The organism is Herbaspirillum sp. DW155, assembly GCF_037076565.1.
Classification (GTDB): Bacteria; Pseudomonadota; Gammaproteobacteria; order Burkholderiales; family Burkholderiaceae_D; genus Herbaspirillum.
Map to the genome: position 1 here is coordinate 360,140 of NZ_AP029028.1, position 26,122 is coordinate 386,261.

The window sequence follows — 26,122 nt, forward strand, 5'->3', positions numbered from 1 at the left end:
ACGCGTTCCGATTTTTACGCTGAAAGCTCGCCATGGCCGTCAATTCCCCGATTCCCGTTCCTTCCGACCTCAAAGCCGTCGCCGGCATCGAACTCGGCCATGCCGAAGCGGGCGTGCGCAAGGCCAATCGCAAGGACGTGCTGGTCATGAAGCTGGCCGAGACCGCCACGGTGGCGGGCGTCTTCACCAAGAACCGTTTCTGTGCCGCCCCGGTGCAGATCTGCCAGGCCAACCTGGCCCAGCTGAGCGCCGGCAAGCCCATCCGCGCCCTGGTGATCAACACCGGCAACGCCAACGCCGGCACCGGTGAAGAAGGCCTGCAGCGCGCCCGGTCGGTCTGCGCCGCGCTGGCCCAGCAGATGGGCGTGGAGCCGCAGCAGATCCTGCCGTTCTCCACCGGCGTGATTCTGGAGCCGCTGCCGGCCGACCGCATCATCGCGGGCCTGCCGCAAGCCATCGGCAACCTCAAGGCCGACAACTGGTTCAACGCGGCCGAGTCCATCATGACCACCGACACCCAGCCCAAGGCTGCTTCGCGCACCCTCACCATCGGCGGCAAGCAAGTGGTGATGACCGGCATCAGCAAGGGCGCCGGCATGATCAAGCCCAACATGGCCACCATGCTGGGTTTCCTGGCCTTCGACGCCAGGCTGCCGCAGGCATTGCTGAACCAGCTGGTCAAGGATGCCGCTGACCACTCCTTCAACTGCATCACCATTGATGGCGATACCTCGACCAACGATTCCTTCATCCTGATGGCCACCGGTGCCGGCGAACTGGAAATCACCAGCGCCGACAGCGACGAGTACAAGCAACTGGCCGCTGCCGTCACCGACCTGTCGCAGAACCTGGCGCACCAGATCGTGCGCGATGGCGAAGGCGCCACCAAGTTCATCGAAGTGGCCGTGGAAGACGGCAAGAGCGTCGAAGAGTGCCGCCAGATCGCCTATTCCATCGGCCACTCGCCGCTGGTCAAGACCGCCTTCTTCGCTTCCGATCCGAACCTGGGCCGCATCCTGGCCGCCATCGGCTACGCCGGCATCGATGATCTGGATGTCTCCAGGATCAACCTGTGGCTGGACGATGTGTGGGTCGCCAAGGATGGTGGCCGCAACCCGGATTACCGCGAAGAAGACGGCCAGCGCGTCATGAAGAAGGCCGAAATCGTGGTGCGCGTGAAGCTGGCGCGCGGCACGGCCAAGGCTTCCATCTGGACTTGCGACCTGTCGCACGATTACGTGTCGATCAACGCCGACTACCGTTCCTGATCGCCTGCTCATGACCCAGTTAGACCAATTCCTGCAGCGTGCCGAAGCCTTGCTGGCACGCGTCGAAGCCATCCTCCCCAATGCCGCCGCCCGTGAACCGGACTGGAATGCCGCCGTCGCCTTCCGCTGGCGCGGCGCCACCGCCCAGCGTCCCGGTTACCTGCAGGCGGTGGGCCATATCTCGCAGATCGCGCTATCCGACCTGCACAATATCGGCCCGCAAAAGGAACAGATCGACCAGAACACCCGCCAGTTCGTCGCCGGCCGTCCGGCCAACAACGTGCTGCTGACCGGTGCGCGCGGCACCGGCAAGTCTTCGCTCATCAAGGCTTGCCTGAACCAGTATGCCGACCAGGGCCTGCGCCTCATCGAAGTGGACAAGGACGACCTGCACGACCTGCAGGACATCGTGGAGCTGGTGGCTTCGCGTCCGGAGCGCTTCATCGTCTTCTGCGATGACTTGTCCTTCGAGGAAGGCGAGGGCGGCTACAAGGCCCTGAAGGTGGCGCTGGACGGCAGCATCGCCGCGCAGTCGGACAACGTGCTGATCTATGCCACCTCCAACCGCCGCCACCTGATGCCGGAGCGTCTCTCCGACAACAGCAGCTACACCCACACCGAGGATGGCGACCTGCATCCCGGCGAGACGGTGGAAGAAAAGATTTCGCTCTCCGAGCGTTTCGGCCTGTGGGTGACTTTCTACCCCTTCAAGCAGGATGATTTCCTGGACATCGTGGCCCACTGGCTGCGCCACTTCGGCTGCAATGAGGCGCAAATCGCCGATGCGCGTGCCGATGCGCTGCGCTGGGCGCTGCAACGCAGTTCGCGCTCGGGCCGCGTGGCCTGGCAGTTTGCGCGCGACTACGCGGGCAAGGCGCAGGCCTGATGAGCGCTGCTTCTGAGTCCGCCGCCAAGCCGGTCGATGTCGCTGTCGGCATCCTGATGCAGCCCAATGGCGACGTGCTGCTGGGCCAGCGTCCGGAGGGCAAGCCCTATGCGGGGTATTGGGAATTCCCCGGCGGCAAGGTCGAGCCGGGCGAAAGCATCTTCGCCGCCTTGCAGCGCGAGTTCAAGGAAGAGCTGGGGATCGAGGTGCTGGACGGCGAGCCCTGGTGCGGCGTCGAGCACGTCTATCCGCATGCCCATGTGCGCCTGCATTTCTATATCAGCCGCCAGTGGCGCGGCGAGCCGCAGAGCCTGGAAGGCCAGGCCTTCGCCTGGCAGGGCAGCGTGGGCGTGGAGCCCTTGCTGCCGGCCACCATCCCGCTGCTCCAGTGGCTGGATCAGCTCAGGTATGGGGACAAAGCCTGAAGATAAGCCGGTTTGAGGCGATATGAAGGAAAAAGCCCGTCATCACTGCACGGGCTTGTCCCCTTCGTCTTCCAGGGGCAGGTTCACTGCGGGGATGGTGTACTTTTCTTCCGCCCAGGCACCCAGGTCGATCTGCTTGCAGCGTTCGGAACAGAAGGGGCGGTACTTGTTCTTCTCGCTCCATTCCACCTTGGTGCCGCAGGTCGGGCAGTCTACGATCGTTGCCATACGTTTTACTTCACTTCATTCGATTCAGATTACAGGTCAAAAGCCGCACAGCGCCAGTTCGAAGGGCACTTCGCCTTCGAAGGAGCGCGGCTTCTCGTCGCCATCCTGCTGGGTGAAACGCACCCACAGCATGTACTTGTTGGCCGAAATCTCGGGGATGGCACCCAGCTCGATGTCGAGCGACAAGCGCAGCATCTGGTAGACCTTGCCTTGCAGCATCTGCTGGTAACTGCCGCCTTCTGCGTTGATTTTCACGGCATGTCCGGATTCCCGCAGCAGGCGCATGACGATGGAGATGGCATCGAACAGCGGGATCAGGGGTGCGAACCAGTTGGAGATATCCTGGAAACGGCGCTCGAACGGATGCTGTTGCCAGGCGTAATAAGCCGGCAGGTCAAATTCGCAGGCGCCGCCCGGGATGATGGTGCGGCCGCGGATGCTCATGAGCCATTCGTTGTCGCGGATGTTCTGGCCGGTCTTGCCCTGGGCGGCCGCGAGGGCGCTGCTGGCCTGGTCGACTTCGGCCAGGATGGCGTTGAGCATCTCGGGCTCGACATTGGGATTGGACTGGTAGGCCAGCAGAATCTGTTTCTGCCGTTCCAGCTCCTGCAGCAGGTCGGACTTGAGGTCGGCGCGTCCGGCGACCTCCAGCATTTCAAAAATGGTGGCAAGGGCGATGTGATGCTGATGCGGGCTTTCCTGGTGCAGGAAGAAGACAAACTTCTCGTAGAGGTCTTCCAGTCGCAACAGCGTGCGAATACGCTCATTGAAAGGGTATTCGTAGACGATCAAAGCATGATCCCTTTATTGGTTGAACCGGACTTGTTAGGCCGCTGACAGGCCGCGTGGGTGCAATAACCTCGTCAACATGTGCAATGTCTGTGATTCTGACCCATGCAGAAGAAAATTACAAATGCAGCCGGCATCAAATGAAGATGCTGTACCGCATCGTATTTGCCCGCCTGCCTGCGCATACTGCCGCGTTGGCAGGGACGGCCCCCAAAGGCTCATGCCCCCTTCGCCAGTTGCAGGTAACGCGCATGCAGCTCGCGTACCTGCGCCGGCAGATCGGCATTGCTGCCGCCGTTGTCGATGACGTCCTGGGCCACCGCCAGCCGCGCCTGGCGGCTGGCCTGGGCGGCCATGATCGCTTCCACTTCCTCGCGCTGCAGGCCGTTGCGCTGCATGACGCGGGCGATCTGCACCTCTTCCGGACAGTCCACCACCAGGATGCGACTGGCGCGTCCGATCCAGGTACCGGACTCCACCAGCAGCGGCACCACGAAGATGATGTAGGGACCGGTGGCAGCCTCGGCTTCACGCACGGTTTCGCTGCGGATCAGCGGATGCAGGATGGCTTCCAGCGCATGGCGTGCAGCAGGATTGCCAAAGACATGCTGGCGCATGTGGGTGCGGTCCATGGCGCCGCGCGCATCGATGAAGGCATCGCCGAAATGATCGCGGATGGGCGCGATGGCCAGGCCCTCCGGTGCGGTCAGGGCATGGGCGATGGCGTCGGTATCGACCAGCGAGGCGCCCAGTTCGCCGAACAGGTTGGCCACGGTGGTCTTGCCGCTGCCGATGCCACCGGTCAGGCCGATGGTGAAGCGTTCAGTCAGAGAAGTCATGAGTCAGAAATCGTAAAGAAGCCGTGTCAGCCAGTGATGGCCCATCAGCAAAGTCAGCATGCCGGCCGCCGCCAGGCAAGGCCCGAAAGGAATGGCCTGGCCGCGCTGGTGGCGCCCCAGGCCCATCAGGGCTGCCCCCAGCACGGCGCCCAGGGCCGAGGCCAGCAGCAGCACCAGCGGCAAGGCTTGCCAGCCCAGCCAGGCACCCAGCGCGGCCATCAGCTTGAAGTCGCCATAGCCGAGTCCCTCCTTGCCGGTGGCCAGCTTGAAGATCCAGAACACCAGCCACAGCGCACCATAGCCGGCCATCGCGCCCAATACTGCATCCTGCAGCGGCACCCCGCCATGCGCGAGATTGACCAGCAGGCCCAGCCACAGCAATGGCAGGGTGAGGTCATCGGGCAGCAGCATGGTTTCGGCATCGATGACGGCCAGCGCGATCAGGAAGGCGGCGCAAGTCATCAGTGCCAGAGCGTGTGTGCCCAACCCGAAGCGCCAGCCCAGCAGCGCAAAGAGCAGCGCCGTCAGCAGTTCCACCAGCGGATAGCGCGCGCTGATGCTGCCCTGGCAGAAGCCGCAGCGTCCGCGCAGCAGCAGCCAGCTCAGCACCGGCACCTTGTGGCGCAGGGCCAGGGGCCGGGCGCAATGCGGGCAGACCGAGGCGGGCAGCCAGAGGTTGTAGCGGGCGCTGTGCGGCAAGGCTTCGCCGCGTTCCTGGGCAACGAAGTTGGCGGTCTCGCGCAGCATCATCAGCGGCAGGCGGTGGATCACCACGTTCAGGAAGCTTCCCACCAGCAGGCCCAGCAGTGCCGCCACAGCGGCCAGGGCCGGGTCGCCGGGGAGGGCCAGGGCATCCAGGAAGGGCATCGTCGCGTCGTTCAGGTTGGGGTTGGTCATCAAGCGCAGCAGGGAAGGCAAGCCTGTGGGCTCACACCACCGCACCCATGCGGAACACCGGCAGGTACATGGCCACCACCAGGCCGCCTATCACCACGCCGAGCACCGCCATGATAACGGGTTCCATCAGGCTGGTGAGGGCGGTGACGGCTTCATCGACCTCGCGCTCGTTGAGCTCGGCGATGCGGGCCAGCATGGCGTCGAGGGCGCCGGCCTCTTCGCCCACGGCCGTCATCTGTACCGCCAGATCGGGAAACACACCCGCAGCCTGCATGGCCGCATGCAGCGAGGCGCCATTGCGCACGGCGTCGCGTACGGCCAGCGAGGCTTCGGCATAGACCACGTTGCCTGCAGCACCGGCCACCGTTTCCAGCGCCTCCACCAGGGCGATGCCCGCGCCGAAGAGGGTGCCGAAGGTACGGCTCCAGCGCGCCAGCGCCGCCTGCCGCAGCAGCCGGCCGAAGATCGGCAGCGACAGGCTCAGGCGCTGCGCCGCCAGCCGTAGCGCGGGATAACGCCGCCACGCCAGCGTCGCCATGATGCCTGCGCTCAGCAAGCCCAGCAGCAACAGCGGACCATGGCGGCCCAGCAGATGCGCCATACCCATCACGATGCGCGTCGGCAAGGGCAGCTCGGCACCGAACTGCTGGAACATCTGCTCGAAGGCCGGTACCACCCACAGCATGATGACCACCGTCACCACTACCGCGACCAGCACCACCGCGCAGGGATAGGCCAGTGCCGCGCGCACCTTGCCCCGCAAGGCCAGCGATTTCTCGCGGTAGAGGGCGATACGCTCCAGCATGCTGTCGAGCATGCCGGCTTCCTCGGCGGCGCGCACCAGATTGCAGAAGAGCGCATCGAACTGCCGTGGATGGCGCGCCAGTGCCGCATGCAGGCTGTCGCCGCGCGCCACGGCTTGCCGCACGTCGGCCAGCAGCACGGCCAGCGCGGTTCTGGCTGCGCCGCGGATGGCGATGTCCAGCGATTGCAGCAGCGGCAGGCCGGCTTGCAGCATGGTGGCGAGCTGGCGGGTGAACAGGGCGATCTGTTTGGCGGTGATGCGTCCGCGCATGATCGGCGTGCTGCTGCTGTCATGCGTGATCTCGCCGGTGCGCCGGCCGTCATCGCGCCGCAGCCGCGCTACCCGCATGCCCTGCTGGCGCAGTCGGGCGCGTGCCTGGGCTTCATCGGCAGCGTTCAGGACGCCGCGCTGCGGGCGGCCGTGGCGGTCCAGCCCCTCCCAGCGGAAGAGGGGGCCGGAAGGCAAGCGCTCAGGTGCAGGCAAGGATCTCTCCCAGGCTGGTTTCGCCGCGCAAGACCTTCAGCAGTCCCGCACGACGCAAGTCGATGATGCCTTCAGCCTGTGCCTGCCGGCCCAGCTCCAGCGTGCCGGCCTGGGCCAGGATGAGCGATTGCATGGCGGCGCTGACCGGCATGACCTGGTAGATCCCGGTGCGTCCGCGAAAGCCGGTCTGGTTGCAGGCCGGGCAGCCATGCGGCACGAAGCTGGCCGACGTGCCACCGGCCGGACGACGGCAGTGGCACAGCCTGCGCACCAGCCGCTGGGCCACGATCAGGCTGACCGAGGCAGCGATGTTGTAGGCCGGCACGCCCATGTTGAGCAGCCGCGTGAGCGTGGCCGGAGCGTCGTTGGTGTGCAGGGTGGAGAGCACCAGATGCCCGGTCTGCGAGGCCTTGACGGCGATGTCGGCGGTTTCCTGGTCGCGGATCTCGCCCACCATCAGCACGTCCGGGTCCTGGCGCAGGAAGGCGCGCAGCGCCAGCGCGAAATCCAGTCCCGCGCGTTCGTTGATGCTGACCTGGTTGATGCCGGGCAGATTGATCTCCACCGGATCCTCGGCGGTGGCGATGTTTACGCCCGGCTGGTTCAGGCGCTGCAGGCAGGCATACAGCGAGACCGTCTTGCCCGAGCCGGTCGGCCCGGTCATCAGCACCAGGCCGTGCGGCTTGCTGATGGCCTGCAGCAGCGCTTCCCGCTGCGCCGGCTCATAACCCAGCTCGGCAATCGACAAGGCGGCCTGGGTGGTATCGAGGATGCGCAGCACGATCTTTTCGCCGAACTGCGTGGGCAGCGTCGAGACGCGGAAGTCCACCGTGCGTGCGCCCAGCGCCAGGCGCATCTTGCCGTCCTGGGGCAGGCGCTTTTCGGCGATATCCAGCCGCGCCAGGATCTTCAGGCGCGTGGCCAGCTTGTCGCGCAGGCTCAGCGGCGGCTGCGCCAGCTCGTGCAGAACGCCATCCACACGCAGGCGCACACGGAAGAGATGTTCAAAGGGTTCGAAATGCAGGTCGGAGGCGCCCATGCCGACCGCATCGGCCAGCAGCTTGTGCAGCAGGCGCACCACCGGAACATCGTCGTCGGCCACGGCCGTGTCGGGAGCTTGCATGGGAGACCTCTCGCGCAGGGGCGCCGCCATGGGGCAACGCGCAGGGAGGGCAAGTCTCCCACGCTCTGCAGCTGGCCGAAAAGCGGGCCAGCGGTTTGCGTGGGTCAAAATCGGCGGAGTTCGATGCGCTGCCGGGGCCGGCACGAGCGTCTTCAGTCCTGCGCGTTCACCTTGGACGGCAGCGCAATGAGCTTGACCATGCGGATGGCCTGGTTCTGCACCTGCACGATCTCGATCACGCAGCCGTCGATCTTGACGGCCACGCTGGCTTCGGGAATGTCCTGCAGGGTTTCCAGCAGCAGGCCGTTGATGGTCTTGGGGCCATCCAGTGGCAGCTTCAGGCCCAGGCGCTTGTTGATGTCGCGTAGCGTGGTGCTGCCTTCGAGCAGGCAGCTGCCGTCCTTGTCCCAGCCGAAGCCTTCACCGGAGGAGCCGGGCGAGGAGGTGGTGAATTCGCCGATCATCTCTTCGATGATGTCTTCCAGCGTCACCAGCCCCTGCACTTCGCCGTATTCATCGACCACGATGCCCAGGCGTTCATGGTTTTCCTGGAAGTATTGCAGCTGGGTGAAGACATCGGTTTCCACCGGCACGTAGTAGGGCGCCGAGAGCAGCGCGCGCAGGTCGTCGTGGGTGATCTCGTCTTCGTGGCGGAACAGCGCCACCGTCTTGCGCACATGCAGGATGCCGACGATGTGGTTGATCTCGCCCTCGAATACCGGCAGCTTGTTGTGATAGCAGGTCGCCAGCTGGTGCAGGATCTCGTCCACCGGGGCGGCCAGGTTCAGGGCCTCGACCTGGGGGCGCGGGGTCATCACGTCTTCCACCGAAATCTTTTCCAGATCGAACAGGTTCAGCAGGATGCTCTTGTGCTTCTGCGGAATGAAGCTGCCGCCTTCGAGCACGATGGAACGCAGCTCTTCGGGGGAAATGCGTTGCTCGGTTGCACGCGCCCCGGTCTTCACGTGCAACACCTTGAGGATGGCCGAGACGAACAGGTTGACGAACCACACCAGCGGCTTGGCCACCCGCATGAGCGGCTTGAGGATGAAGCTGGTGAACAGCGCAATACGCTCGGGATGGGTGGCGCCGATGACCTTGGGCACGATCTCGGCAAAGACGATCAGCAGGGCCGCCACGAAGGCGGTCGCGGCCGTGATGACGCGCTGGTGGTTGCCGAAGGCGGCGATGGCCAGAGCGGTCACCAGCGCCGTGGCCAGCGCATTGATGACGGTATTGGCGATGAGGATCAGCGAGAGCAGCCGTTCAGTGCGGTCCAGCAGCCACAGGATGGTGACGGCGGCACGGTTGCCCTGTTTGGCCAGGTGCCGCAGGCGATGGCGGTTGGCGGCCATCAGCGCCGTCTCGGTCATGGAAAAGAAGGCCGAGAGCAGGATCAGGATCAGGAGTGCAAGAGCTTGCACCCATATGGGTACGGTATCCAAACGTTGCCGTCAGTGGGTTGCCCTCACGCACGGGAGGGAGTCGGCGGGCCTGTTTGCTTGTCGTCATGACAGCAAGGCAGGGCGGCCAGCGAGCGCCAAAGTCTAGACGATGGGGGCGTATCCCGCAAGCCGGTGCCGCGTGGGCACCTGACTTGCTCTTCAGTAACCCCGTACACGATTGTACAAATGCGGTGGCGGTAGGCCGCCCAGCATGGCCGCAATCGCCACGGCCGCCTGCCGCGCACGTTCGCGGCGTGAGGGCGTGGCCGCGGCATGCGGCGTGACCAGCACGCGCGGATGGTGCCAGACGGCGGCGTCGGCGGGCAAGGGTTCTTCGTCGAACACGTCCAGCACGGCACCGGACAAGTGTCCACTGTCGAGCGCGGCCAGCAGGTCGGGCAGGCAGACGTGGCTGCCGCGTCCGACGTTGATGAGCGCTGCGCCGCGTGGCAACTGGCGCAGCAGATCGGCATCGATGAGGTGGCGGGTATCGGGGGTCTCTGGCAACAGGCAGATCAGGATATCGGTGCGGGCCAGGAAATGAGGCAACGCATCGGTTCCGGCAAAGCAGGCCAGGCCCGTTTCGCTGCGCGGCGAGCGCGCCCAGCCGGCCGTCTCGAAACCGATCGCTGCGTGCATGCGCGCCGTTGACAAGCCCAGCGCACCCAGACCGAGCACGCCCACGCGGGTTTCGCGCGCGGTGCGCGGCGTGGAGAATTCGCGCCATTCCGCCCGCGCCTGCTGGGCGATGATGCGCGGCATGTCCTTCAACAGCATCAGGCTGCTCATGAGCGTGAATTCAGCCATGCGCTGCTGGGTCTCGGGCGTGACCATGCGCACGATGGGCAGGTCCGGCAGGTGCGGATCGGCCAGGATGTGATCGACCCCGGCGGCCGCGCTGATGATGGCCTTCAGATTTGGAAACTGCGCCAGCCGGCCCGCTTCGGGCTGCCAGACCAGCACGAAGTGCACGCGCCCGGGATCGACCTCGGGATCATCCCAGGCGCGCACTTCCAGCCCCAGCCCGGGCGCGAACTCATGGAAGCTGGCGCGCCATTCGGGCAGGGCAGCAGCACCGCCCGACTTGACCAGCAGCACCGGTGCGGCGGCAGAAGCGGAAGCGGTCATGGATGCGGCTCCACCGGATTGGCCTGGTGCATGGGCCGGCGCAAGGCCGGGTCGAAGGGATTGATCCGGCGCGACAGGGCGGCGGCTTCCCGCTGCAGCATCTGCACCACGGTCGGCAGGCGCTCCTCGGTCAGGCGCGAGGTCAGCGTGCCCACGCTCAAGGCGCCGACGATGCCGCCAGAGGCATCGAACAGGGGCACGCCCAGGCCCGCCATCCCATCCAGCAGCCCGGCCTGCCGTGCCGCGTAGCCGGTCTCGCGCACCCGTTCGATTTCGGTGCGCAGGTATACCTCGTCATAGACACCGAACTCGCGCAGGCGCGGCACGTTGTAGCGGATCACTTCTTCGCGTTCTTCTTCCGGCAGGAAGGCGAGGATGGCCAGCGCGCCCTGTCCCACGCCCAAGGCGACGCGCCCGCCGATGTCGCCGGTGAAGGCGCGGATCGGGAAGGGACCATCGACGCGATCCACGCACACCGCATCGAAGCGCGAGCGCAGCAGCAGGAAGACCGTATCGCCCAGGCTGCCGCACAGCCGCAGCAGCGCCGGCCGGCACAGGCTGCGCACATCCGACGCGTTGCCGGCACGCGCGGCCAGAGCGAACAGGTCCATGCCCAGGCGATACAGCTTGCTGCGCTCATCCTGTTCCACCACGCCTTCACCGGCCAGCGATTGCAGCAGCCGGTGCGTGGTGCCCTGGGTCAGGCCGATGGCCTTGGCCACTTGCGTCACGCGCATGCCTTGCGCTGGTGCATCGGCCAGGGCGCGCAACACCGCAAAGGTGCGCTGGATGCCGTTGACCGGCAGGGATGCGGGGGCGCTGGCGGCCGTGGCCTCGTCGTTGTGCTCGCTCATGAGGGGGCTTTGTCTGCTGGGTGGAATCGGCAGCGATTGCCTGGCCGATGGATTTCATTGAATGGAATAAATATAAAAAATTTCCCGACTGTCGAAATACGATAGCAGAATTGGCACCGAAATTGCATCAATAACGAAACAGGAGATGCGCCGCTCACATCGCTCAACGATGGGGCGGCGTACTTGAAAGTATGCATCGGAGCGCCCGCCGGCCGACAAGCCCGCCAGCCGTGCAGCGCCCGAACCTTGCGACAGGGAGCTTGCAATGTCATTTCTCACGCTGACCAATGTCAGTAAGTTCTATGGCGATACCCAGGCGGTATCAGGATTCAACCTCACGGTGGAAAAGGGTGAGTTCATCTCCCTGCTCGGTCCCTCGGGCTGCGGCAAGACCACTACCCTGCAGATGATCGCGGGCTTCGAAGCCGTCAGCGGCGGCCGCATCGAACTGGACGGCCGCGACATCACCCATGCCAAGCCCAACACGCGCGGTCTGGGCATCGTCTTCCAGACCTATGCGCTGTTCCCGCACATGACGGTGGAGCAGAACGTGGCCTTCGGCCTGGAGATGCGCAAGTGCAACGCCAGTGAAAAGCGCGACCGCGTGGCGCAGGCGCTGGCCCTGGTGCATCTGGAAAAACATGGCGCGCGATATCCGCGTGAACTCTCCGGCGGCCAGCGCCAGCGCGTGGCCCTGGCGCGTGCGCTGGTGATCGCACCGCCCGTGCTGCTGCTGGACGAGCCGCTGTCCAATCTCGATGCCAAGCTGCGCGAAGAGATGCAATTCGAACTGCGCGACATCCAGCGCAAGGTCGGCACCACCACCATCATGGTCACGCACGACCAGAGCGAAGCCATGTCCATCAGCGACCGCGTGGTGGTGATGGAAGCCGGCCACATCACCCAGGTCGGCCGTCCCCTGAACGTATATGAACATCCGGCCAACCGCTTCATCTCCACCTTCGTGGGCAAGGCCAACCTGCTGGAAGGCCAGGTGGTCCGCGCCGCAGGTGAACGTGCTGACATCGTCGTGGGCAATATGATGCTGTCGCTGGAAAGTGCCGACAGCGGCCTGCGCACCGGTGGCCGCGTAGTGCTGGGTCTGCGTCCGGAAAAAATCCGCTGTACCGCGCCCGGTCAGGGCCGCTGCAATGGCGAAGTGGTGCGCCGCTTCTTCCTCGGCAGCCAATGGATGTATGAGGTGGAGACACCGCTGGGCCCGCTCTCGGTCCTCTCGGCCAACGATGGCGTCGAGGCGCTGGAACAGGGCGCCGCTGTCGGCCTGGCATGGAGCGACTACAGCCTGCGCCTGGTCTCCACCGCGCGCAGCGATGAAGGGGTGGCGGCATGAGCGCGGCCGGCACGACTTCCGTGGCCCCGCCCGTGGTGAGTGCCGTCGAGAGCGGCAAGGCTCCCGGCCAGCGCAGCCTGCCCTGGCTGATGTCGGCCCCGGCCATCCTGCTGTGTACGGTGATGCTGTTGGTGCCGCTGGTGCTGACCTTCGTGCTGTCCTTCAACGCCTATGATGCCGAGACCGGCCCCAAGGCCGGCACCTTCACGCTGGAGCACTACCAGGCCGTGCTGACCGATCCGTATTACTACGGCATCTTCTGGCGCACGCTGTGGATCTCGGGCCTGGTCACGCTGATCTGCATCGTCGTCGGTGCGCCTGAGGCTTATATCCTCAACCGCATGCGCAAGCCCTGGCGCTCCATCATGCTGCTGGTGGTGCTGGCCCCGCTGATGATCTCGGTGGTGGTGCGCGCCTTCGGCTGGAGCATGCTGCTCGGTCCCGAAGGCCTCATCAACGGCACGCTGGTGGCGCTGGGCTTTGCCAGGGTCAAGCTGCTCTATACCGAAACGGCCATCGTCATTGCGCTGGTGCATGTGATGCTGCCCTTCATGGTGATCCCGGTATGGACCTCGCTGCAGAAGCTCGATGGTGGTGTAGCCAATGCGGCGCTGTCGCTGGGTGCCTCGCCCATCACCGTGCTGCGCCGAATCGTGCTGCCGCAGATCATGCCCGGCATCCTCTCGGGCAGCCTGATCGTCTTCGGCCTGTCGGCCAGTTCCTTTGCCATTCCGGGTCTCTTGGGCGGACGGCGCCTGAAGATGATGGCCACCATCATCTATGACGAATACCTGCACGAACTGAACTGGCCCCTGGGCGCGGCCATCGCGTTGCTGCTGCTGGTGGCCAACCTGGTCATCATGCTGGGCTGGAACCGCATGATCGAACGCCGCTACAAGAAAGCGCTGGGCTGAACCATGAACAAGAACGGACCGATTGCATTGTGCTTCAATGCGCTGGTGATCCTCTTCACGCTGGCCCCGATCCTGGTGGTGTGCGTGATCGCCTTCACCCCCGAAAACACGCTGACCATGAACGGGCCGGAATTCTCGCTGCGCTGGTTCAAGGCGGTGTTTGAATTCCCCGATTTCGTGACGTCCTTCTGGAACAGCCTCTGGCTGGCCCTGGCCGCCGCCACCATCTCCACGGCGCTGGCCATTCCGGCGGCCATGGCGCTGGTGCGTTATCCGCATCGCTGGTCCGCTGCCTTGCAGGGCCTGTTCCTGTCGCCGCTGATCATCCCGCACCTGGTGCTGGGCGTGGCCTTGCTGCAACTGTTCTCGGTGGTGGGTGGCACCGGCAGCTTCGGCTGGCTGGTGCTGGCGCACTCGCTGGTGGTGACGCCTTACACCATGCGCCTGATCATGGCCGCGCTGGTCGGCTTCGACCGCAGTGCCGAGCAGGCCGCGCTGTCGCTGGGCGCCGCGCGTTCGACGGTGTTCCTGCGCATCACGCTGCCGATGATCCTGCCGGGCATCACCGGGGGCTGGCTGCTGGCCTTCATCAACAGCTTCGATGAAGTCACCATGTCCATCTTCGTGACCTCGCCCTCGACGGTGACGCTGCCGGTGCGCATGTACATGTATGCCACCGAGTCGATCGATCCGATGATGGCCGCGGTGTCGGCGCTGATGGTGGGCATCACGGCGGTGGCGATGATCATCCTGGATCGCGTCTATGGTCTGGACCGCGTGCTGGTGGGGCGTTCATGAGCCAGAACCCGATGTCCGCAAACGCACAGCTGGTGCGGCTGGCCGAACGCGAGCGCGCCACGGTCAGCTTCACGCTCGATGGCCAGCCGGCCACGGCGCTGGAAGGCGATACGGTGCTGACCGCGGTGCTGACCAATACTTCCAGTCTGCGCCGCAATGAATTCAGCGGTCAGCCCCGCGCCGGTTTCTGCATGATGGGGGCCTGCCAGGATTGCTGGATCGCCACCGACAGCGGCGAGCGCCTGCGTGCCTGTTCCACCTTCATCCGCGCCGGCATGCAATTGCGCAGCGGTGCAGGGGAGGCCGCATGACGCGTCCCGCTCCCGTCATCGTCGGTGCCGGCCCGGCCGGTGTGCGCGCGGCCCAGACGCTGCTGGCGCATGGTCTGCATCCGATTGTCATCGATGAAGCGGCGCAGGCCGGTGGTCAGATCTATCGCCAGCCGCCGCGCGGATTCCTGCGCAGCCGCAAGACACTTTACGGTTTCGAAGCCGGCCGGGCGCAATCGGTGCATGGCGCTTTTCAGGCACTGCGCGAGGCCATCGATTACCGGCCCAACACCCTGGTCTGGAATGCCCAGCCGGGTTTGCTCGACCTGATGGACGGCATGGCGCAATCGGCCTCCACGCTGGATTGGGACGACATCATCGTGGCCACCGGTGCGACCGACCGCGTGTTGCCCTTCCCCGGCTGGACCACGCCCGGCGTCTACACGCTGGGCGGATCGCAGGTGGCGCTCAAGTTCCAGGGCTGCGCTATCGGCCGTTCGGTGGTGCTGGCCGGCAATGGGCCGCTGCTCTATCTGGTGGCCTATCAATATGCCAAGTCCGGTGCGCATGTGGCCGCCGTGCTCGACAGCAGCAGCCTGGCCGACCGCATCGCCGCGCTGCCGGCCATGCTGGGCCAGCCGGCCTTGCTGGCCAAGGGCATCTACTATCTCGCCTGGCTCAAGCTGCACGGCGTACCAGTGCATACCCACGCCCAGGTGCAGCGTGTGGAAGGTGATGCCCGTGTGCATGCGCTGGTCTGGCGTCGCGAGAATCTGGCACGCGCGGGTGGTAAGCCGGGCCTTGAGCAGCGCATTGAATGCGATGCCGTCGGCTTCGGTTATGCACTGCGTTCTGAGACGCAACTGGCCGATCTGCTGGGCTGCCGTTTCCAGTTCGATGCCCTGCAGCGGGCACATCTGCCGGTGCGCGACCGGAGTACCCGCAGCAGCGTGCCGGGTGTCTATCTCGCGGGTGACGGCGCCGGCATCATGGGCGCGGATGCGGCTGAACTGGCCGGTGAACGCGCCGCGCTGGCGCTGCTGCAGGATCGCGGCATCACCGTCGATGCGGCCCGGGTGGCGCAGATCGAAGGCGCGCTGGCACGCATCGGCGCTTTCCGTCTCGGACTGGAACGCGCCTTCCCCTTCCCCGAACGTTGGGCGGCGACCGCATCGGACGATCTGGTGATCTGCCGCTGCGAGAACATCCGCGCCGGTGAATTGCGCGCTGCCGTACGCGAGCAAGGCGCGGCGGAAATGAACCGGCTCAAGGCGCTCACGCGCGTGGGCATGGGTCGTTGCCAGGGCCGCATGTGTGGCGCAGCGGCCGCCGAAATCCTGGCGCATGCCGCCGGCCTGCCGGTGCAGGAAGTCGGACGCCTGCGCGGCCAGGCGCCGATCAAGCCGATTCCATTGGGCATGCATGTGCCGGCGCCCGAGCCGGTCGCGGCGCGCGTGATCGCGCTGCATGCGCAGGAGGATGCCTCATGAAGCGCCTTGACACCGAAGTCCTCATCATCGGCGGCGGCATCGTCGGTGCGTCTGCTGCGCTGGTGCTGGCCAAGGCCGGACGTCGCGTGACCGTGCTGGAACGCGACCTGTGTGGTGCGCGCTCCAGCGGCATCAACTATGGCGGCGTGCGCCGCCAGGGGCGGCCCGAGGTACAGCTGCCGTTGTCGCAACGAGCGCATGAGATATGGGGAAATCTGCAGTCACTGATCGGCACGACCGGTGAATACGAACGCAGCGGCCACTTCAAACTGGCCCGTAGCGAAGCTGACATGCAGTCGTTGATCGCCTATGCCGAACTGAGCCGCCCCTATGGTCTGGGCATCGAACTCATCAGCGGCGAACGCCTGCGCCAGCAGTGTCCCTGGCTGGGCGGCGCGGCGGTCGGCGGCTCGCTGTGTCCGGAAGACGGTCAGGCCAATCCGCGCCTGGTCTCGCCGGCCTTTGCGCGTGCGGCCGCAGCGGCGGGCACCACCCTCATCGAACGCTGCGAAGTCCTGCAGGTGGGCCACGATGGCCGCGACTTCGTGGCCGAAGCGCGGCAGGGTGACGACACACTGCAGGTGCGCGCGGAAGTGCTCATCAATTGCGCCGGCGCCTGGGCCAATCGCGTGGCACAAGCCTTTGGCGAAACCGTGCCCCTGACCAGCGGCCATCCCAGCATGGTGGTGACCGAGCCGATTGCCCACTTCCTGCCCTGGAGCCTGGGCGTGGAGGGCGGTTCCATCTATTGCCGCCAGGTGGCGCGCGGCAACGTGGTGCTGGGCGGCGGACGCGGCTACGTGCTCGACGAGCAGCGCGCACGCGCTTCGCACGATTCCATCCTGGGTCTGTTGCCGCAGGCGGCGGCCTTGCTGCCGGCGCTGCGCCACGTGCATATCATCCGCACCTGGAGCGGCGTGGAAGGCTATCTGCCGGACCAGCATCCGGTGATCGGCCCCAGCACCACCCAACTGGGCCTGCTGCACGGCTTCGGCTTCTGCGGTGCCGGCTTCCAGATCGGCCCCGCCGCGGGTGAAGCACTGGCCGAGCTGGTGCTGCACGGGCGCAGCACGATTGCGCTGGATGCCTTCTCCATTGGCCGCTTCCTCCCGGCAGGCGCCGATGCTCCCGACCTGTTGTCCTCTCACGCTGAAAGGAAGATCTCATGACGTCGCTTTCCCGCACCGCTGCTCTCGGACTGTTGCTGACCGCCGCCACCGTCGGCTTGCAGGTGCAGGCGCAGACCCGCACGCTGTATGTCGGCATGAACGGCGGCAGCATGGAGAAGACTTTTACGCAGGCGGTATTTGCTCCCTTCGAGCAGAAGCACAACGTCAAGATTGCCGTGGTGCCGGGCGGCTCGGCCGACATCCTGGCCAAGGCCCAGGCGGCCAGGGACAAGCCGCAGATGCACCTGATGTTCCTGGACGATGGCGTCATGGTTCGCGCGGTCGGCATGGGCCTGTGCGAGAAGCAGAAGCCCAATCCCAACCTCGCCAACCTGCTGCCGGTGGCGCACATCAAGGATGACATGGCCACCGGGGTGACCATCAGCGTCACCGGCCTGGCCTACAACACCAAGGTCTACGCCGAGAAGGGCTGGGCGCCGCCGACCTCCTGGCTGGACCTGGCCGATCCCAAGCTCAAGGGGCGCGTGGTGTTCCAGTCGCTGCCCTCGTCCACGTTCGGCCTGCACGCCTTCCTCGCTTTCAACCAGATCAAGGGCGGCACCGATGGCAATGTCGATGCCGCCTTCAAGGCCTGGCCCTCCACCATCGGCCCCAATGTGCTGGAGTACATCTCCAACTCCGCCAAGATTTCCGAGATGGCGCAGACCGGCGAGGCCGCGCTGTTCCCTTACACGCCCACGCTCTCCACGCTGCTCAAGAGCAAGGGCGTGCCGGTGGAATACGTGCAGCCCAAGGAAGGCGCCATCGTGCTGATGGTGGCGCAGTGCGTGATCGCCAACAACAGCGAACCGCAACTGGCGCAGGAGCTGGCGGCCTATCTGCTCTCGCCGCAGGCCCAGGCGCTGGCGCTGGAAAACGGCAACTACAACCCGACCAATACCAAGGTCCAGGTCACTGGCGCAGCGGCGGCCGAGCAGGCGCGCATGAATGGCTTCGTCAAAGCGGCACGGGCGGTGGACTGGGATGAGATCAACAAGAACCGTGCGGTCTGGAATACACGCTGGAGCCGCACCATCGAACGCTGAGCCAGGCGAAAAGCGTAAATGATTTAGCTGATTTGCAAGACCTCTGGTAGTTTTTGCGCCGCCTTCGAGGTGGCGTTTTTTTTGGTCCCGGATTTCCGCCGCGCCCGCCGTGGATTGGCGGAAAGTGCATATTGCGCGTATAATAACGCGATCGCTCAAGAACAGAGCGGAAATCCTGATCCCCACGCGCCTTGTCGACCCTGCACCTTGCAATCCGCGTGATTCGCATCTTCATCCGCTTCCCCGAGTAAAGAACCTGCGCTGCCGGCTTCGCCGCCAGTGTGTTCGACCGTCCTCCGACCTTAACGCTCCCGGCCTCCACTTGGCGTGGCCAGTCGTCAAAGCCAGAGATTGCAAATCCCCGAGCCCTTCCTCTGTCGAGGTCGCGCGCTCACGCACAAGAAAGAGAAAATGGCAAAAGAAGAACTGATCGAAATGCAAGGACAAGTTTCCGAAGTCCTCCCCGACTCGCGCTTTCGCGTCGCACTGGACAACGGCCATTCGCTGATCGCCTACACGGCCGGTCGCATGAAGAAAAATTTCATCAAGATCCTGGCGGGTGACAAGGTGACGCTGGAGTTGTCTCCCTATGACCTGAACAAGGGCCGCATCATCTTCCGTCACCTGGAACAGCGCGGCCCCAGCGGTCCCCGTCCGGGCTTCCGTCGCCGCTGACATCGCGGGCCCCTCGGCCCGTCTGTCCAGGGCGAGAACCTGGCCCCCGTGATCGGTTTTGCGAAAGAAAAAGAATATGCAAGCTCCGTTCATCCATCAGGAGCACTACAAGGGCTTTCACATTTCGCTGCGCTGTAGCGGCGTGCGTGATCTGTGGGAGGTCAGCGAGGTGCACATTGCCCACGGCAGCGGGCTGGTGCCACCGCTGTTTCCACGCCGGCATTTGCCGGGCCGTTCCGCCAGCGCTGTGCTCGCCGTCGAGCGCGGGATGGCTTGGGCCAGGGCGGTGATCGATAATCTTGATCCGGCGCTGGATGAGGATTGGCTGGCATGAGGCCGGCCTGTGCCAGCCCTGCCGTCCCCGGTCGTGATCCTTCCTGGGGCAGCCTAGCGGCTGCGCCCGCTATCAGCCGCCTTGATCAGGCATTGCGATACCTTGGCCAGATGTTGCTGGGCTGCCTCGGTCAGGTTGATCTGCTTGCGCCTGCCGTCTTCGGTCTCGGACAGGGCAATCCATCCTTTTGCCACCAGTGACTTCAGTCGCAGGTGAACGGTCACCGGCGAGCCCAGCGAGGCATCGCCGGTCACATCGGTCACCGACAAGCTGGCATCGGTATGCAGTGCCCTGGTGATATGGTCGAAGACCTTCTTTTCCAGCGGCTCCAGCGAGGGCAGGTCGCGAATCGATTCGATGAGTTCGAGAAAACGCACGTAGATATCCATGTGCCGTTTTCGCTTGTTAGCACCCATAATGATCCCTCTGCAGATAGAGCGTGTATTCTACCGCTCCACTACCGCTGCAGCATCCATATCAAGGGGTGATCTTTCAGGTCATGAATACCACAAGCTTTCGTAGCTTCGGTCTAGGCGTAATGTTGTCGGCATTCCTGTTCCTCACCGCGCTGCTGGCCAATGAGCTCATCTTTCCCGGTCTGGCCTTCATTACCGGAGTCAACTGGATCTACCTGCCGGCCGGCATCAGGCTGCTTTGCACGCTGCTCTTTGCCGAAGCCGGCGCGGTCGGCTTGTTCATCGCATCCTGGTTGGCGTGTTTCCTGTATTTCTTTCCCGACGATCTCATCCGCTCGGTCGCCGGCGCGGTGATTGCGGCATTGGCTCCCTATCTTTCCTATCTTTTCGTGGAGCGCCGATACGGACTGGCCACTTCCCTCAAGGGTTTGTCCGGCTTGCGTCTGCTCACTGCCGCCGTACTCTATGCCTTTGCCGGCAGCAGCCTGCACCACTTCTGGTTCTGGCTGAGCCGGGACGGACATGCCTCGCCGGAGAGCTGGTGCGTCATGTTCATTGGCGACCTGAGCGGCACCCTCATCGTCCTCTATTTCTGTCGATTGCTGATCGCCTTGTTCAGGCGCGTCCCGGGGGCTGAGCGCGGCCGTCCGAAAGGCTATTGATCCATCGCTTTGCGAGCATGTGCGAAAAGTTTTGTTGATCGCGGTCAAATTCCCTTAATTTAGATATAGAATTTAAATGTATTATCTAAATAAGATATTGCTGCGGGAAAATTCAAGACCTCCTCTGGGAAGGAGGTTCCTGCGTTTTCTTGTTTTGCTTGGTGTTTGCTGATGATTGATTAGCGATTACGTTTAAGTTACGCAATGTTGTTGGCAAACATGATGCGCAGTGGTAATGTACCGAAAAATTTTCAGAGTCGGGGGCAGCAGGGCAGCAGGGGATGTGTCCGTGCAGGACTTCAACCACCGCAGGGAGTGCGGTGACGCCGCGATCCATTTGGGGTGGAGTGCGGCATGAGCAGTACATGAAGCCGTGCCGGTGGCGCAGTGCCGTCCTCCATCCATTCATGGATCCTTGGCGATAACACGTCGTTCAGTCCGGATTTCGGAGGAGCGATTTCAACCACTGGGGGGTGGGTGATTTACTTCAGATATATGCTGCAGCGACTTGGGGTCTTGCTGCTGGTGTCCATGATTTCGTCCTTCGCGGGAGCGCAACAGCCACTGGACGTGGCCTTTGCCGGGTTTGCCTATGCTGGCGGCGAGAGCACCATGAAGGCGCGTTTCCCTTATTCACTCCGCTATGAAGCTGCGCAGCAGAGCGGCGGCAAGACTGTCTACCAGTCCCTGATGCAGCAGTTGCAGACCAATCCACCGACGCACTTGCGCATCACCACCCAGCTCGATGAGCTCAAGGGGCGCGATCAGGCATTGGCCGTGGCGCTGGTCGTGGGTAATGAGACCGTTTCCGATGAGGCCTTCGGCAACGTGCACAAGCTGATGGTGGTCATTCGCGCGCAAGTGATGTTCTTCGACTTCAAGTCGATGAACGTGGTGCGCTCGTATCCGCTCAGTTTCGCTTATGTCGATGTCCTGGATCATGCCGCCAGCGAGAATGAAATCATGGCGCGCGTCAGGATGGTCTACGAAGGGACCGGCGACAAGCCCGGCATCCTGGCACGCTTCGTCAACAGTGTGGCCAAGGCGCAGATCCCGGCGCAGGTCACGCGATACCTGCAGGTGGTCAATGTGCGCGTGAGTCCCGAGGCGCAGGCGATGATTCCCGCTTCGCTCCGCTCCGAGCCGGGGGCGGTCGAGACCTGGGCTGCCGACCTGGTGGGGGAAGCCATTTCCACCCGTGCAGGCGTGCCCATCGTGCCGTATTCCAAGGGCTATGCGATCGGCAACGTGATGTCTTTGCGCGTCTCCGATGGGGCCGTATGGCAGCTCAAGCTGCCCAGGCCCGACTACGAAATCAGCGTCGACCTGAGCAACTTCAAGAAGATCAAATTCAGCGAAGTGGCGGGTGGCGCCACCACCTACGTCTATGGCGCCTATGGTGCGATCCGCATCGTGGAGCCCCTGGGCAACAAGGTCTATCTCGACACGACCCTGAAGAATGGCGAGACCCGCATCATCCCGGCCAGCCAGCAATACGTGGACGACTTCTCGCATTTCTATGATGCCCTCAACGGCATGTTCGTCAAGCTGGCGCAGGTCATCGATGGCACCGGCGACGACAAGTGGATCAAGAGTGCGGCCGCCGCCCCCGCCATCGAGCAGCAGATTGTGCAAACCAAGGAGTTGATGAAGTCATGCAAGTAATCCGAACCCTCATTGCGCTGATGCTGGCGATGTTGCTGCTGCCGGCCAGCGCCCAGATCCAGCAGGCACGCGGCCAGTATTCGATCAGTTACAAGGACGCGCTTGGCGTCTTCGACCGCAAGGAAGTCCCTGCACCGATCAAGCAGAAGGCCAGGCAGGAAGCGGCCCTCAAAGCAGTCGAAAGTTACTATGCTGAGGCAGGGCAATCGGAGTCGGCCAACTTTGATGCGATCCGCGCCAGGATTCTGGAGAACCAGGATCGCTACATCCTCGATACCACAGTGCTTTCCGAGACCGATGATCCGAAGGAGTTGCGCTACACCGTCGCGGTGCGCGTCTCGCTGAACGTGGCCAACCTGCGCAATGCGGTGCAGGCATCCTCGGCTATCGGCAAGGCGGCACAAGGCGAAAAGTCGGCCATGAGCTTCGTCTTCGTCTCGCGCCAGGTCGAATCGGCCAAGTCCTATGACGCCCGCGTCTACAAGCGCCAGGACAATTCGGCGCAAGTAGCAGGTTCGGCAGTGAGCAAGGATAGTTACAAGGAGTCCACCAGCGAAGGTGAGTCGGTGGGCAAGTCGCGTGTGAGCACCAGTGGCTCGGCCACCCGCGAAACAGGTCAGAACGTGGACATGTCGGTCAAGACGACGGTGACCTCCGAAACCGGTGGCAGCACCACCCGCAAGGCGACCGAGACCACCTGGCGCGTGCTGCCCAGTGCCAACCTGAACCAGGTGTTCGTCTCCAAGTTTTCCGAAGCGGGCTATGACGTGATCGAGGCTGCCATGGTGGAGTCGGCTGTCTTCAAGATCGCCAACATCGAAGCGGACTACAAGTCCGGCAATGACCTGCAACCGCAGACACTGCGCGCCATTGCGGCAGGCATGAAGGAAAACCAGATTCCCTATATCGCCCTGGGCACGCTCGATGTCGGCTTGCCGGACAAGGATCCACAAACCGGCCTCATGCGCGTGGCCGTCACCGTCAATGCCAAGGTGTGGGATGTCACCAAGCCCATTCCTCGCACTCGCCTGGCAGTCGGTCCGGTCGCTTACGCCGGAGTAGGACCTACCGAAGATGAAGCGCGCGGCAATGCCCTCAAGGCCGCTGCCAGCAATGCCGCGCAAGAATTGTCCAGCCGCATGACCACCATGGGTCTGCGCTGAGCTTGCCGGTCTGGCGGGATGACATCCATGCGCTGATGGCTTGACGCATGGATGTCGTTCACGCCCGGATGGCGTTCTGCTGTCCGTTTGTTTCCCCTCGTTCTCGATCCCGTTTGTTCATCCATCCCTTACCTCATCAAGGAAGAAAAACCATGAAAAAAATCCTCGCCCTGGTCGCCATTTCCCTCGCCGTGACCCTCCCCATGACGGCTTCGGCTCAGTTGGGCAATCTGCTGGGCGGCAGCAAGCCCGCCTCCGGTGGCGCCGATCTGTCCGGCCTGCAGACCCAGCTGGTGCGCAACTACGCCGCCGCCGGCCAGGACGTCGTGACGGCCAATAGCCACATCGGCGATGCGCTGGGCATCAAGCTGCAATCCATTGATGCCTCGGCTACCTCCGATTCCCTGTCGGCCAGCGAACTCGAAGCCAAGGACAAGGCCATCAGCGCCAATGCCCAGTCGGTCTCGGATGCGCTCAAGAAGGGCGCCACCCTGAAGGATGGCGAATCCAAGAAGAAATTCGCACAGGGCCTCCTGTCCCTGGCGCTCGGTCTGAAGAAGTACATTGGCCTGCGCAATGATGCCCAGAGCTTCGCCAATGGCCTCACCAGCGCATCGCCGCTGCAACTGCCCGGCCTGCAGGCCGGTGCCTATGTGGCCAAGACACTGCCCTCCAACGTGTCCGCGCTGACCGACGTGCTCAAGAACGCGGTGGACTTCGCCAAGAGCAATGGCGTGTCCGTGCCGGCTGACGCGACCAGTGTGCTCTGATTCCCGATGATCGCATCCGACAAGAGAGTTTGATATGCAGCGACGAATTGGAGTAGGTGTTATTGCGTTGACGATGGCTCTGCTGTCGGGGTGCGATAAAAAGGAAGAACCGAAGAAAGTGGCCGAGCCCGTCGCGGCCGCACCGGAGCAGCCCAAGCGTAGCGCGCCTGACTTTGGTGGTGTCACCAAGGTCAGCCGCGAGGCCGAGGCCGTGGGCAGTACCCTGGAACTGGCCGTGGTCTCTGCCTTGCAGTCGGCGGTGGCGCAGGTCAATGGCGTGAAGGTTGCCAGTCAGTTGCAGGGCTTGCGGCAGGGGCTCGACGTCAGTGTCGATGGCCAGAATGCTGGCTCGGTGCGGGCTGATGCCTTCGTGCAGAAGATGGTGGCCGGGTCCCAGGGGACGGTGCTGGGTTACGAGATTCTGTCCCAGGAAGAGGTGGATAAGGTCGATGAAGAGGTGGTGGCGAAGGTGCGTGCCAGCGATGGCGGCTACAGCTACTCGGCATCGGCCTCGTCCGAAAGCAATATGAAGGTCAAGGCCAGCGGTGAAGGCAGTGCCCGTGGTGGTGACGCGAGCGCCAGTGCCTCGGCGTCCTATTCCGGTTCGGCTGCTTCCAGCGAATCGGCTAACGTCGACGTCAAGCGCGGTGCCAGTTCCTATTCATCCGACCTGAGCCACAAGAAGATGCGCAGCTACTGGAAGGTCAAGCTGCGCGCCGAGATCGCCCAGTACAAGGCGCCCGATGAAAAGGGGCAGCCGAAGATCGTGGTGGTCTTGCCCAAGACCCTGATGCAGACCTATCCGGTGGGCGACAGCCAGGTGCCGGCCGACGAGGTGGCACGCGCGGTGCGTGGGCGCCTGTCGGACATCCTCACGCAGACCAAGCGTTTCATTGTGCTGGATCGTGAATTCGGTGCAGACCTGCAAGCCGAGATCGATCACATCAACAGTGGCAACGTGCGTGCACAGGACAGTGCGCGCATCGGCCAGCAGCTGGCCACGGATCTGTTGCTGATTCCGACCATCGAGCGTTTCGAATATCCCAAGTCGGTACGCAAGCTGCGCATGTCTGATCGCGAACTGGTGTCTTACTCGGGCGGCGGGCGCATCACGCTGCGGCTGGTCAATGCGGCGACCGGTCAGGTCGTGATGTCGCAGAGCTTCGAGCAGAAGCTGGCCAGTGCCGATCCGAGCACCATGCCACGCGTGATCGATGGCAAGAGCATGGCGGCGGGGTTGATGGATTCGCTGGCCGGCCAGATCGGCGGAGCCATCGTCACCGAGATTTTCCCGGTGTCGGTGGTGTCGCTCGATGGTGATCAGGTGGTGTTGAGCCAGGGTGGCGAATCACTACAGGTGGGCCAGCGCTGGAAGGCGGTCTATCTGGGTGAGGAGCTCAAGGATCCGCAGACCGGCAATTCGCTGGGCCGCAAGGAGACGCCGGTCGGCACGATTCGCATTGACCGCGTTGCCGCGCAGACCTCGTATGGCACCGTGGAGGCGGGTGTCAAGCTGGCTGACAAGCCCTTCGTGGCCGGCGCCATCGAGTTGCGTGGGCAACTGCCCAAGGCTGCGGCGGTAGAGGCCGGTGCAGCGGAGGGCAAGGCGGAGACCACGTCGGCTGCTGGTGCCGCGGCAGCTGCACCGGCCAAGGCCAAGAGCGCCAGACCTGCAGCGGCAGCCACTGAAGCGCCCAAGGCCAGCGCACCGGCCAAGGATGACAATTGGTAAGTCGTTGAAGATGGTCCGGTGCGTCATGGGCGCATCGGGCCACGGTTGTCGGCATGATGCCGCGCGACTGTAAATAATTTAGCTTTTCCAGTAGCAACAAGCGGGTCCGTTTTCACGGACATCAAGCTGTTAGCGTCCGTGATTACGGGCTACCGGGTGAGTTCGCTGAGATCGGATGTAGCGGCGAAGTGTGTTGCGGGCAATTTTCCCAATGGAGATGCGGTCTCTGATGTACCAGCGTCGAATAGTTCCAAATAGCGCCACAACAGACATAGCAGTTGGCCGACCCTGTATTGCGATGTTGGTAAGTGCAAAGAGGTTGTTAAAGCCGATTTGCCACTGATTTGCCACTAATACTCCACAAAGAAAAACAGCGAGTTGAATAACTCGCTGTTTTTACTTGGATAATTCTGGTCGGGGTGAGAGGATTCGAACCTCCGGCCTCTACGTCCCGAACGTAGCGCTCTACCAGGCTAAGCTACACCCCGTCGAGTGAGA

27 protein-coding genes and 1 tRNA gene are annotated in these 26,122 nt (G+C 63.8%); 17 read left to right on the top strand and 11 right to left on the bottom strand.

Annotated elements, in window-relative coordinates:
• Positions 1 to 32 precede the first annotated feature (32 nt).
• From argJ to AACH55_RS01605, 3 genes are read left to right on the top strand one after another with little or no spacing between them, the layout of a single operon-like run.
• Positions 33 to 1,268, top strand: coding sequence for a bifunctional glutamate N-acetyltransferase/amino-acid acetyltransferase ArgJ (gene argJ / locus AACH55_RS01595; protein ID WP_338717656.1), 1,236 nt, complete (start codon positions 33 to 35; stop codon positions 1,266 to 1,268).
• A gap of 10 nt (positions 1,269 to 1,278) precedes the next feature.
• A complete protein-coding gene (locus AACH55_RS01600; protein WP_338717657.1) occupies positions 1,279 to 2,154 on the top strand; it encodes an ATP-binding protein in 876 nt (291 codons plus the stop codon).
• Positions 2,154 to 2,579 carry an NUDIX domain-containing protein gene (locus tag AACH55_RS01605; protein ID WP_338717658.1) on the top strand — a complete coding sequence of 142 codons (426 nt, stop codon included), beginning with the start codon at positions 2,154 to 2,156 and terminating at the stop codon, positions 2,577 to 2,579. Before AACH55_RS01600 ends, AACH55_RS01605 begins: the two co-directional genes overlap by 1 nt.
• Before the next feature lie 42 nt (positions 2,580 to 2,621).
• Here the strand turns inward: AACH55_RS01605 and yacG are convergent, their stop codons facing one another.
• From yacG to AACH55_RS01650, 9 genes are all read right to left on the bottom strand, one after another.
• On the bottom strand, positions 2,622 to 2,807 hold the full coding sequence (gene yacG / locus AACH55_RS01610; protein ID WP_034336666.1) for a DNA gyrase inhibitor YacG: 186 nt from the start codon (positions 2,805 to 2,807) through the stop codon (positions 2,622 to 2,624).
• Positions 2,808 to 2,843: 36 nt separating this feature from the next.
• Entirely contained in the window at positions 2,844 to 3,599 is a 756-nt protein-coding gene (gene zapD, locus AACH55_RS01615; protein ID WP_338717661.1) for a cell division protein ZapD, read from the bottom strand.
• Between the two features lie 215 nt (positions 3,600 to 3,814).
• On the bottom strand, positions 3,815 to 4,435 hold the full coding sequence (coaE, locus tag AACH55_RS01620) for a dephospho-CoA kinase (protein WP_338717663.1): 621 nt from the start codon (positions 4,433 to 4,435) through the stop codon (positions 3,815 to 3,817).
• A 3-nt stretch (positions 4,436 to 4,438) separates the two neighbouring features.
• On the bottom strand, positions 4,439 to 5,302 hold the full coding sequence (locus AACH55_RS01625) for an A24 family peptidase (protein ID WP_338720135.1): 864 nt from the start codon (positions 5,300 to 5,302) through the stop codon (positions 4,439 to 4,441).
• Between the two features lie 61 nt (positions 5,303 to 5,363).
• Positions 5,364 to 6,620 (bottom strand): type II secretion system F family protein, encoded by a 1,257-nt coding sequence (locus AACH55_RS01630; protein WP_338717664.1) that lies wholly within the window; start codon positions 6,618 to 6,620, stop codon positions 5,364 to 5,366.
• Positions 6,607 to 7,743 carry an ATPase, T2SS/T4P/T4SS family gene (locus AACH55_RS01635; RefSeq protein WP_338717665.1) on the bottom strand — a complete coding sequence of 379 codons (1,137 nt, stop codon included), beginning with the start codon at positions 7,741 to 7,743 and terminating at the stop codon, positions 6,607 to 6,609. Before AACH55_RS01635 ends, AACH55_RS01630 begins: the two co-directional genes overlap by 14 nt.
• A 152-nt stretch (positions 7,744 to 7,895) precedes the next feature.
• On the bottom strand, positions 7,896 to 9,188 hold the full coding sequence (locus tag AACH55_RS01640) for an HlyC/CorC family transporter (RefSeq protein WP_338717666.1): 1,293 nt from the start codon (positions 9,186 to 9,188) through the stop codon (positions 7,896 to 7,898).
• A gap of 159 nt (positions 9,189 to 9,347) precedes the next feature.
• Entirely contained in the window at positions 9,348 to 10,316 is a 969-nt protein-coding gene (locus AACH55_RS01645; RefSeq protein ID WP_338717667.1) for a glyoxylate/hydroxypyruvate reductase A, read from the bottom strand.
• Complete coding sequence (locus AACH55_RS01650) at positions 10,313 to 11,170, bottom strand: IclR family transcriptional regulator (protein ID WP_338717668.1); 858 nt, start codon at positions 11,168 to 11,170, stop codon at positions 10,313 to 10,315. The genes AACH55_RS01645 and AACH55_RS01650 overlap by 4 nt, the downstream gene beginning before the upstream one ends.
• A 265-nt stretch (positions 11,171 to 11,435) precedes the next feature.
• Between AACH55_RS01650 and AACH55_RS01655 the strand changes: the two genes are divergently transcribed.
• The 9 genes from AACH55_RS01655 to AACH55_RS01695 all read left to right on the top strand — a co-directional run bounded on the left by AACH55_RS01655 (position 11,436) and on the right by AACH55_RS01695 (position 19,216).
• Positions 11,436 to 12,521, top strand: coding sequence for an ABC transporter ATP-binding protein (locus AACH55_RS01655; protein ID WP_338717670.1), 1,086 nt, complete (start codon positions 11,436 to 11,438; stop codon positions 12,519 to 12,521).
• An 89-nt stretch (positions 12,522 to 12,610) separates the two neighbouring features.
• Entirely contained in the window at positions 12,611 to 13,435 is an 825-nt protein-coding gene (locus tag AACH55_RS01660; RefSeq protein WP_338720137.1) for an ABC transporter permease, read from the top strand.
• Positions 13,436 to 13,438: 3 nt separating this feature from the next.
• Positions 13,439 to 14,233 carry an ABC transporter permease gene (locus AACH55_RS01665; protein WP_338717671.1) on the top strand — a complete coding sequence of 265 codons (795 nt, stop codon included), beginning with the start codon at positions 13,439 to 13,441 and terminating at the stop codon, positions 14,231 to 14,233.
• A gap of 11 nt (positions 14,234 to 14,244) precedes the next feature.
• Entirely contained in the window at positions 14,245 to 14,544 is a 300-nt protein-coding gene (locus tag AACH55_RS01670) for a (2Fe-2S)-binding protein (protein WP_338717672.1), read from the top strand.
• Positions 14,541 to 15,992 (top strand): FAD/NAD(P)-binding oxidoreductase, encoded by a 1,452-nt coding sequence (locus AACH55_RS01675; RefSeq protein WP_338717673.1) that lies wholly within the window; start codon positions 14,541 to 14,543, stop codon positions 15,990 to 15,992. Before AACH55_RS01670 ends, AACH55_RS01675 begins: the two co-directional genes overlap by 4 nt.
• Positions 15,989 to 17,161: an FAD-binding oxidoreductase gene (locus AACH55_RS01680; protein WP_338717675.1), complete on the top strand. Its 1,173-nt coding sequence runs from the start codon at positions 15,989 to 15,991 to the stop codon at positions 17,159 to 17,161. The genes AACH55_RS01675 and AACH55_RS01680 overlap by 4 nt, the downstream gene beginning before the upstream one ends.
• Positions 17,158 to 18,207: an ABC transporter substrate-binding protein gene (locus tag AACH55_RS01685; RefSeq protein WP_338717676.1), complete on the top strand. Its 1,050-nt coding sequence runs from the start codon at positions 17,158 to 17,160 to the stop codon at positions 18,205 to 18,207. Before AACH55_RS01680 ends, AACH55_RS01685 begins: the two co-directional genes overlap by 4 nt.
• Before the next feature lie 411 nt (positions 18,208 to 18,618).
• Complete coding sequence (gene infA / locus AACH55_RS01690; RefSeq protein WP_006713209.1) at positions 18,619 to 18,882, top strand: translation initiation factor IF-1; 264 nt, start codon at positions 18,619 to 18,621, stop codon at positions 18,880 to 18,882.
• 76 nt (positions 18,883 to 18,958) lie between these two features.
• Complete coding sequence (locus AACH55_RS01695) at positions 18,959 to 19,216, top strand: hypothetical protein (protein WP_338717677.1); 258 nt, start codon at positions 18,959 to 18,961, stop codon at positions 19,214 to 19,216.
• A gap of 53 nt (positions 19,217 to 19,269) precedes the next feature.
• Here AACH55_RS01695 and AACH55_RS01700 read toward each other — a convergent pair whose 3' ends face one another.
• Positions 19,270 to 19,632, bottom strand: coding sequence for a winged helix-turn-helix domain-containing protein (locus AACH55_RS01700; protein WP_338717678.1), 363 nt, complete (start codon positions 19,630 to 19,632; stop codon positions 19,270 to 19,272).
• A gap of 23 nt (positions 19,633 to 19,655) precedes the next feature.
• Here AACH55_RS01700 and AACH55_RS01705 point away from each other — a divergent pair, with 23 nt between their 5' ends.
• From AACH55_RS01705 to AACH55_RS01725, 5 genes are all read left to right on the top strand, one after another.
• The gene (locus AACH55_RS01705) at positions 19,656 to 20,294 is read left to right on the top strand and encodes a hypothetical protein (RefSeq protein WP_338717679.1); all 639 of its coding nucleotides are present in this window, start codon (positions 19,656 to 19,658) and stop codon (positions 20,292 to 20,294) included.
• Positions 20,295 to 20,789: 495 nt separating this feature from the next.
• On the top strand, positions 20,790 to 21,959 hold the full coding sequence (locus AACH55_RS01710; RefSeq protein ID WP_338717680.1) for a hypothetical protein: 1,170 nt from the start codon (positions 20,790 to 20,792) through the stop codon (positions 21,957 to 21,959).
• Positions 21,950 to 23,122: a hypothetical protein gene (locus AACH55_RS01715; protein WP_338717681.1), complete on the top strand. Its 1,173-nt coding sequence runs from the start codon at positions 21,950 to 21,952 to the stop codon at positions 23,120 to 23,122. Before AACH55_RS01710 ends, AACH55_RS01715 begins: the two co-directional genes overlap by 10 nt.
• Before the next feature lie 152 nt (positions 23,123 to 23,274).
• Positions 23,275 to 23,892, top strand: coding sequence for a hypothetical protein (locus AACH55_RS01720; RefSeq protein ID WP_338717682.1), 618 nt, complete (start codon positions 23,275 to 23,277; stop codon positions 23,890 to 23,892).
• A gap of 118 nt (positions 23,893 to 24,010) precedes the next feature.
• Positions 24,011 to 25,624 carry a CsgG/HfaB family protein gene (locus AACH55_RS01725; RefSeq protein WP_338717683.1) on the top strand — a complete coding sequence of 538 codons (1,614 nt, stop codon included), beginning with the start codon at positions 24,011 to 24,013 and terminating at the stop codon, positions 25,622 to 25,624.
• 411 nt (positions 25,625 to 26,035) lie between these two features.
• On the opposite strand, the gene AACH55_RS01730 is transcribed toward AACH55_RS01725, so the two are convergent.
• Positions 26,036 to 26,112: transfer RNA gene (locus AACH55_RS01730), tRNA-Pro, on the bottom strand.
• Positions 26,113 to 26,122: the final 10 nt, after the last annotated feature.

Coding starts and splice junctions, on each gene's coding strand:
- coaE (WP_338717663.1), bottom strand. CDS start 4,435: ATGACTTCTCTGACTGAACGCTTCACCATCGGCCTGACCGGTGGCATC.
- AACH55_RS01720 (WP_338717682.1), top strand. CDS start 23,275: ATGAAAAAAATCCTCGCCCTGGTCGCCATTTCCCTCGCCGTGACCCTC.
- AACH55_RS01605 (WP_338717658.1), top strand. CDS start 2,154: ATGAGCGCTGCTTCTGAGTCCGCCGCCAAGCCGGTCGATGTCGCTGTC.
- AACH55_RS01645 (WP_338717667.1), bottom strand. CDS start 10,316: ATGACCGCTTCCGCTTCTGCCGCCGCACCGGTGCTGCTGGTCAAGTCG.
- AACH55_RS01655 (WP_338717670.1), top strand. CDS start 11,436: ATGTCATTTCTCACGCTGACCAATGTCAGTAAGTTCTATGGCGATACC.
- AACH55_RS01710 (WP_338717680.1), top strand. CDS start 20,790: ATGCTGCAGCGACTTGGGGTCTTGCTGCTGGTGTCCATGATTTCGTCC.
- argJ (WP_338717656.1), top strand. CDS start 33: ATGGCCGTCAATTCCCCGATTCCCGTTCCTTCCGACCTCAAAGCCGTC.
- AACH55_RS01665 (WP_338717671.1), top strand. CDS start 13,439: ATGAACAAGAACGGACCGATTGCATTGTGCTTCAATGCGCTGGTGATC.
- AACH55_RS01700 (WP_338717678.1), bottom strand. CDS start 19,632: ATGGGTGCTAACAAGCGAAAACGGCACATGGATATCTACGTGCGTTTT.
- AACH55_RS01650 (WP_338717668.1), bottom strand. CDS start 11,170: ATGAGCGAGCACAACGACGAGGCCACGGCCGCCAGCGCCCCCGCATCC.
- AACH55_RS01670 (WP_338717672.1), top strand. CDS start 14,245: ATGTCCGCAAACGCACAGCTGGTGCGGCTGGCCGAACGCGAGCGCGCC.
- AACH55_RS01685 (WP_338717676.1), top strand. CDS start 17,158: ATGACGTCGCTTTCCCGCACCGCTGCTCTCGGACTGTTGCTGACCGCC.
- infA (WP_006713209.1), top strand. CDS start 18,619: ATGGCAAAAGAAGAACTGATCGAAATGCAAGGACAAGTTTCCGAAGTC.
- AACH55_RS01635 (WP_338717665.1), bottom strand. CDS start 7,743: ATGCAAGCTCCCGACACGGCCGTGGCCGACGACGATGTTCCGGTGGTG.
- AACH55_RS01695 (WP_338717677.1), top strand. CDS start 18,959: ATGCAAGCTCCGTTCATCCATCAGGAGCACTACAAGGGCTTTCACATT.
- AACH55_RS01680 (WP_338717675.1), top strand. CDS start 15,989: ATGAAGCGCCTTGACACCGAAGTCCTCATCATCGGCGGCGGCATCGTC.
- AACH55_RS01660 (WP_338720137.1), top strand. CDS start 12,611: ATGTCGGCCCCGGCCATCCTGCTGTGTACGGTGATGCTGTTGGTGCCG.
- AACH55_RS01715 (WP_338717681.1), top strand. CDS start 21,950: ATGCAAGTAATCCGAACCCTCATTGCGCTGATGCTGGCGATGTTGCTG.
- AACH55_RS01625 (WP_338720135.1), bottom strand. CDS start 5,302: ATGCCCTTCCTGGATGCCCTGGCCCTCCCCGGCGACCCGGCCCTGGCC.
- AACH55_RS01600 (WP_338717657.1), top strand. CDS start 1,279: ATGACCCAGTTAGACCAATTCCTGCAGCGTGCCGAAGCCTTGCTGGCA.
- AACH55_RS01675 (WP_338717673.1), top strand. CDS start 14,541: ATGACGCGTCCCGCTCCCGTCATCGTCGGTGCCGGCCCGGCCGGTGTG.
- yacG (WP_034336666.1), bottom strand. CDS start 2,807: ATGGCAACGATCGTAGACTGCCCGACCTGCGGCACCAAGGTGGAATGG.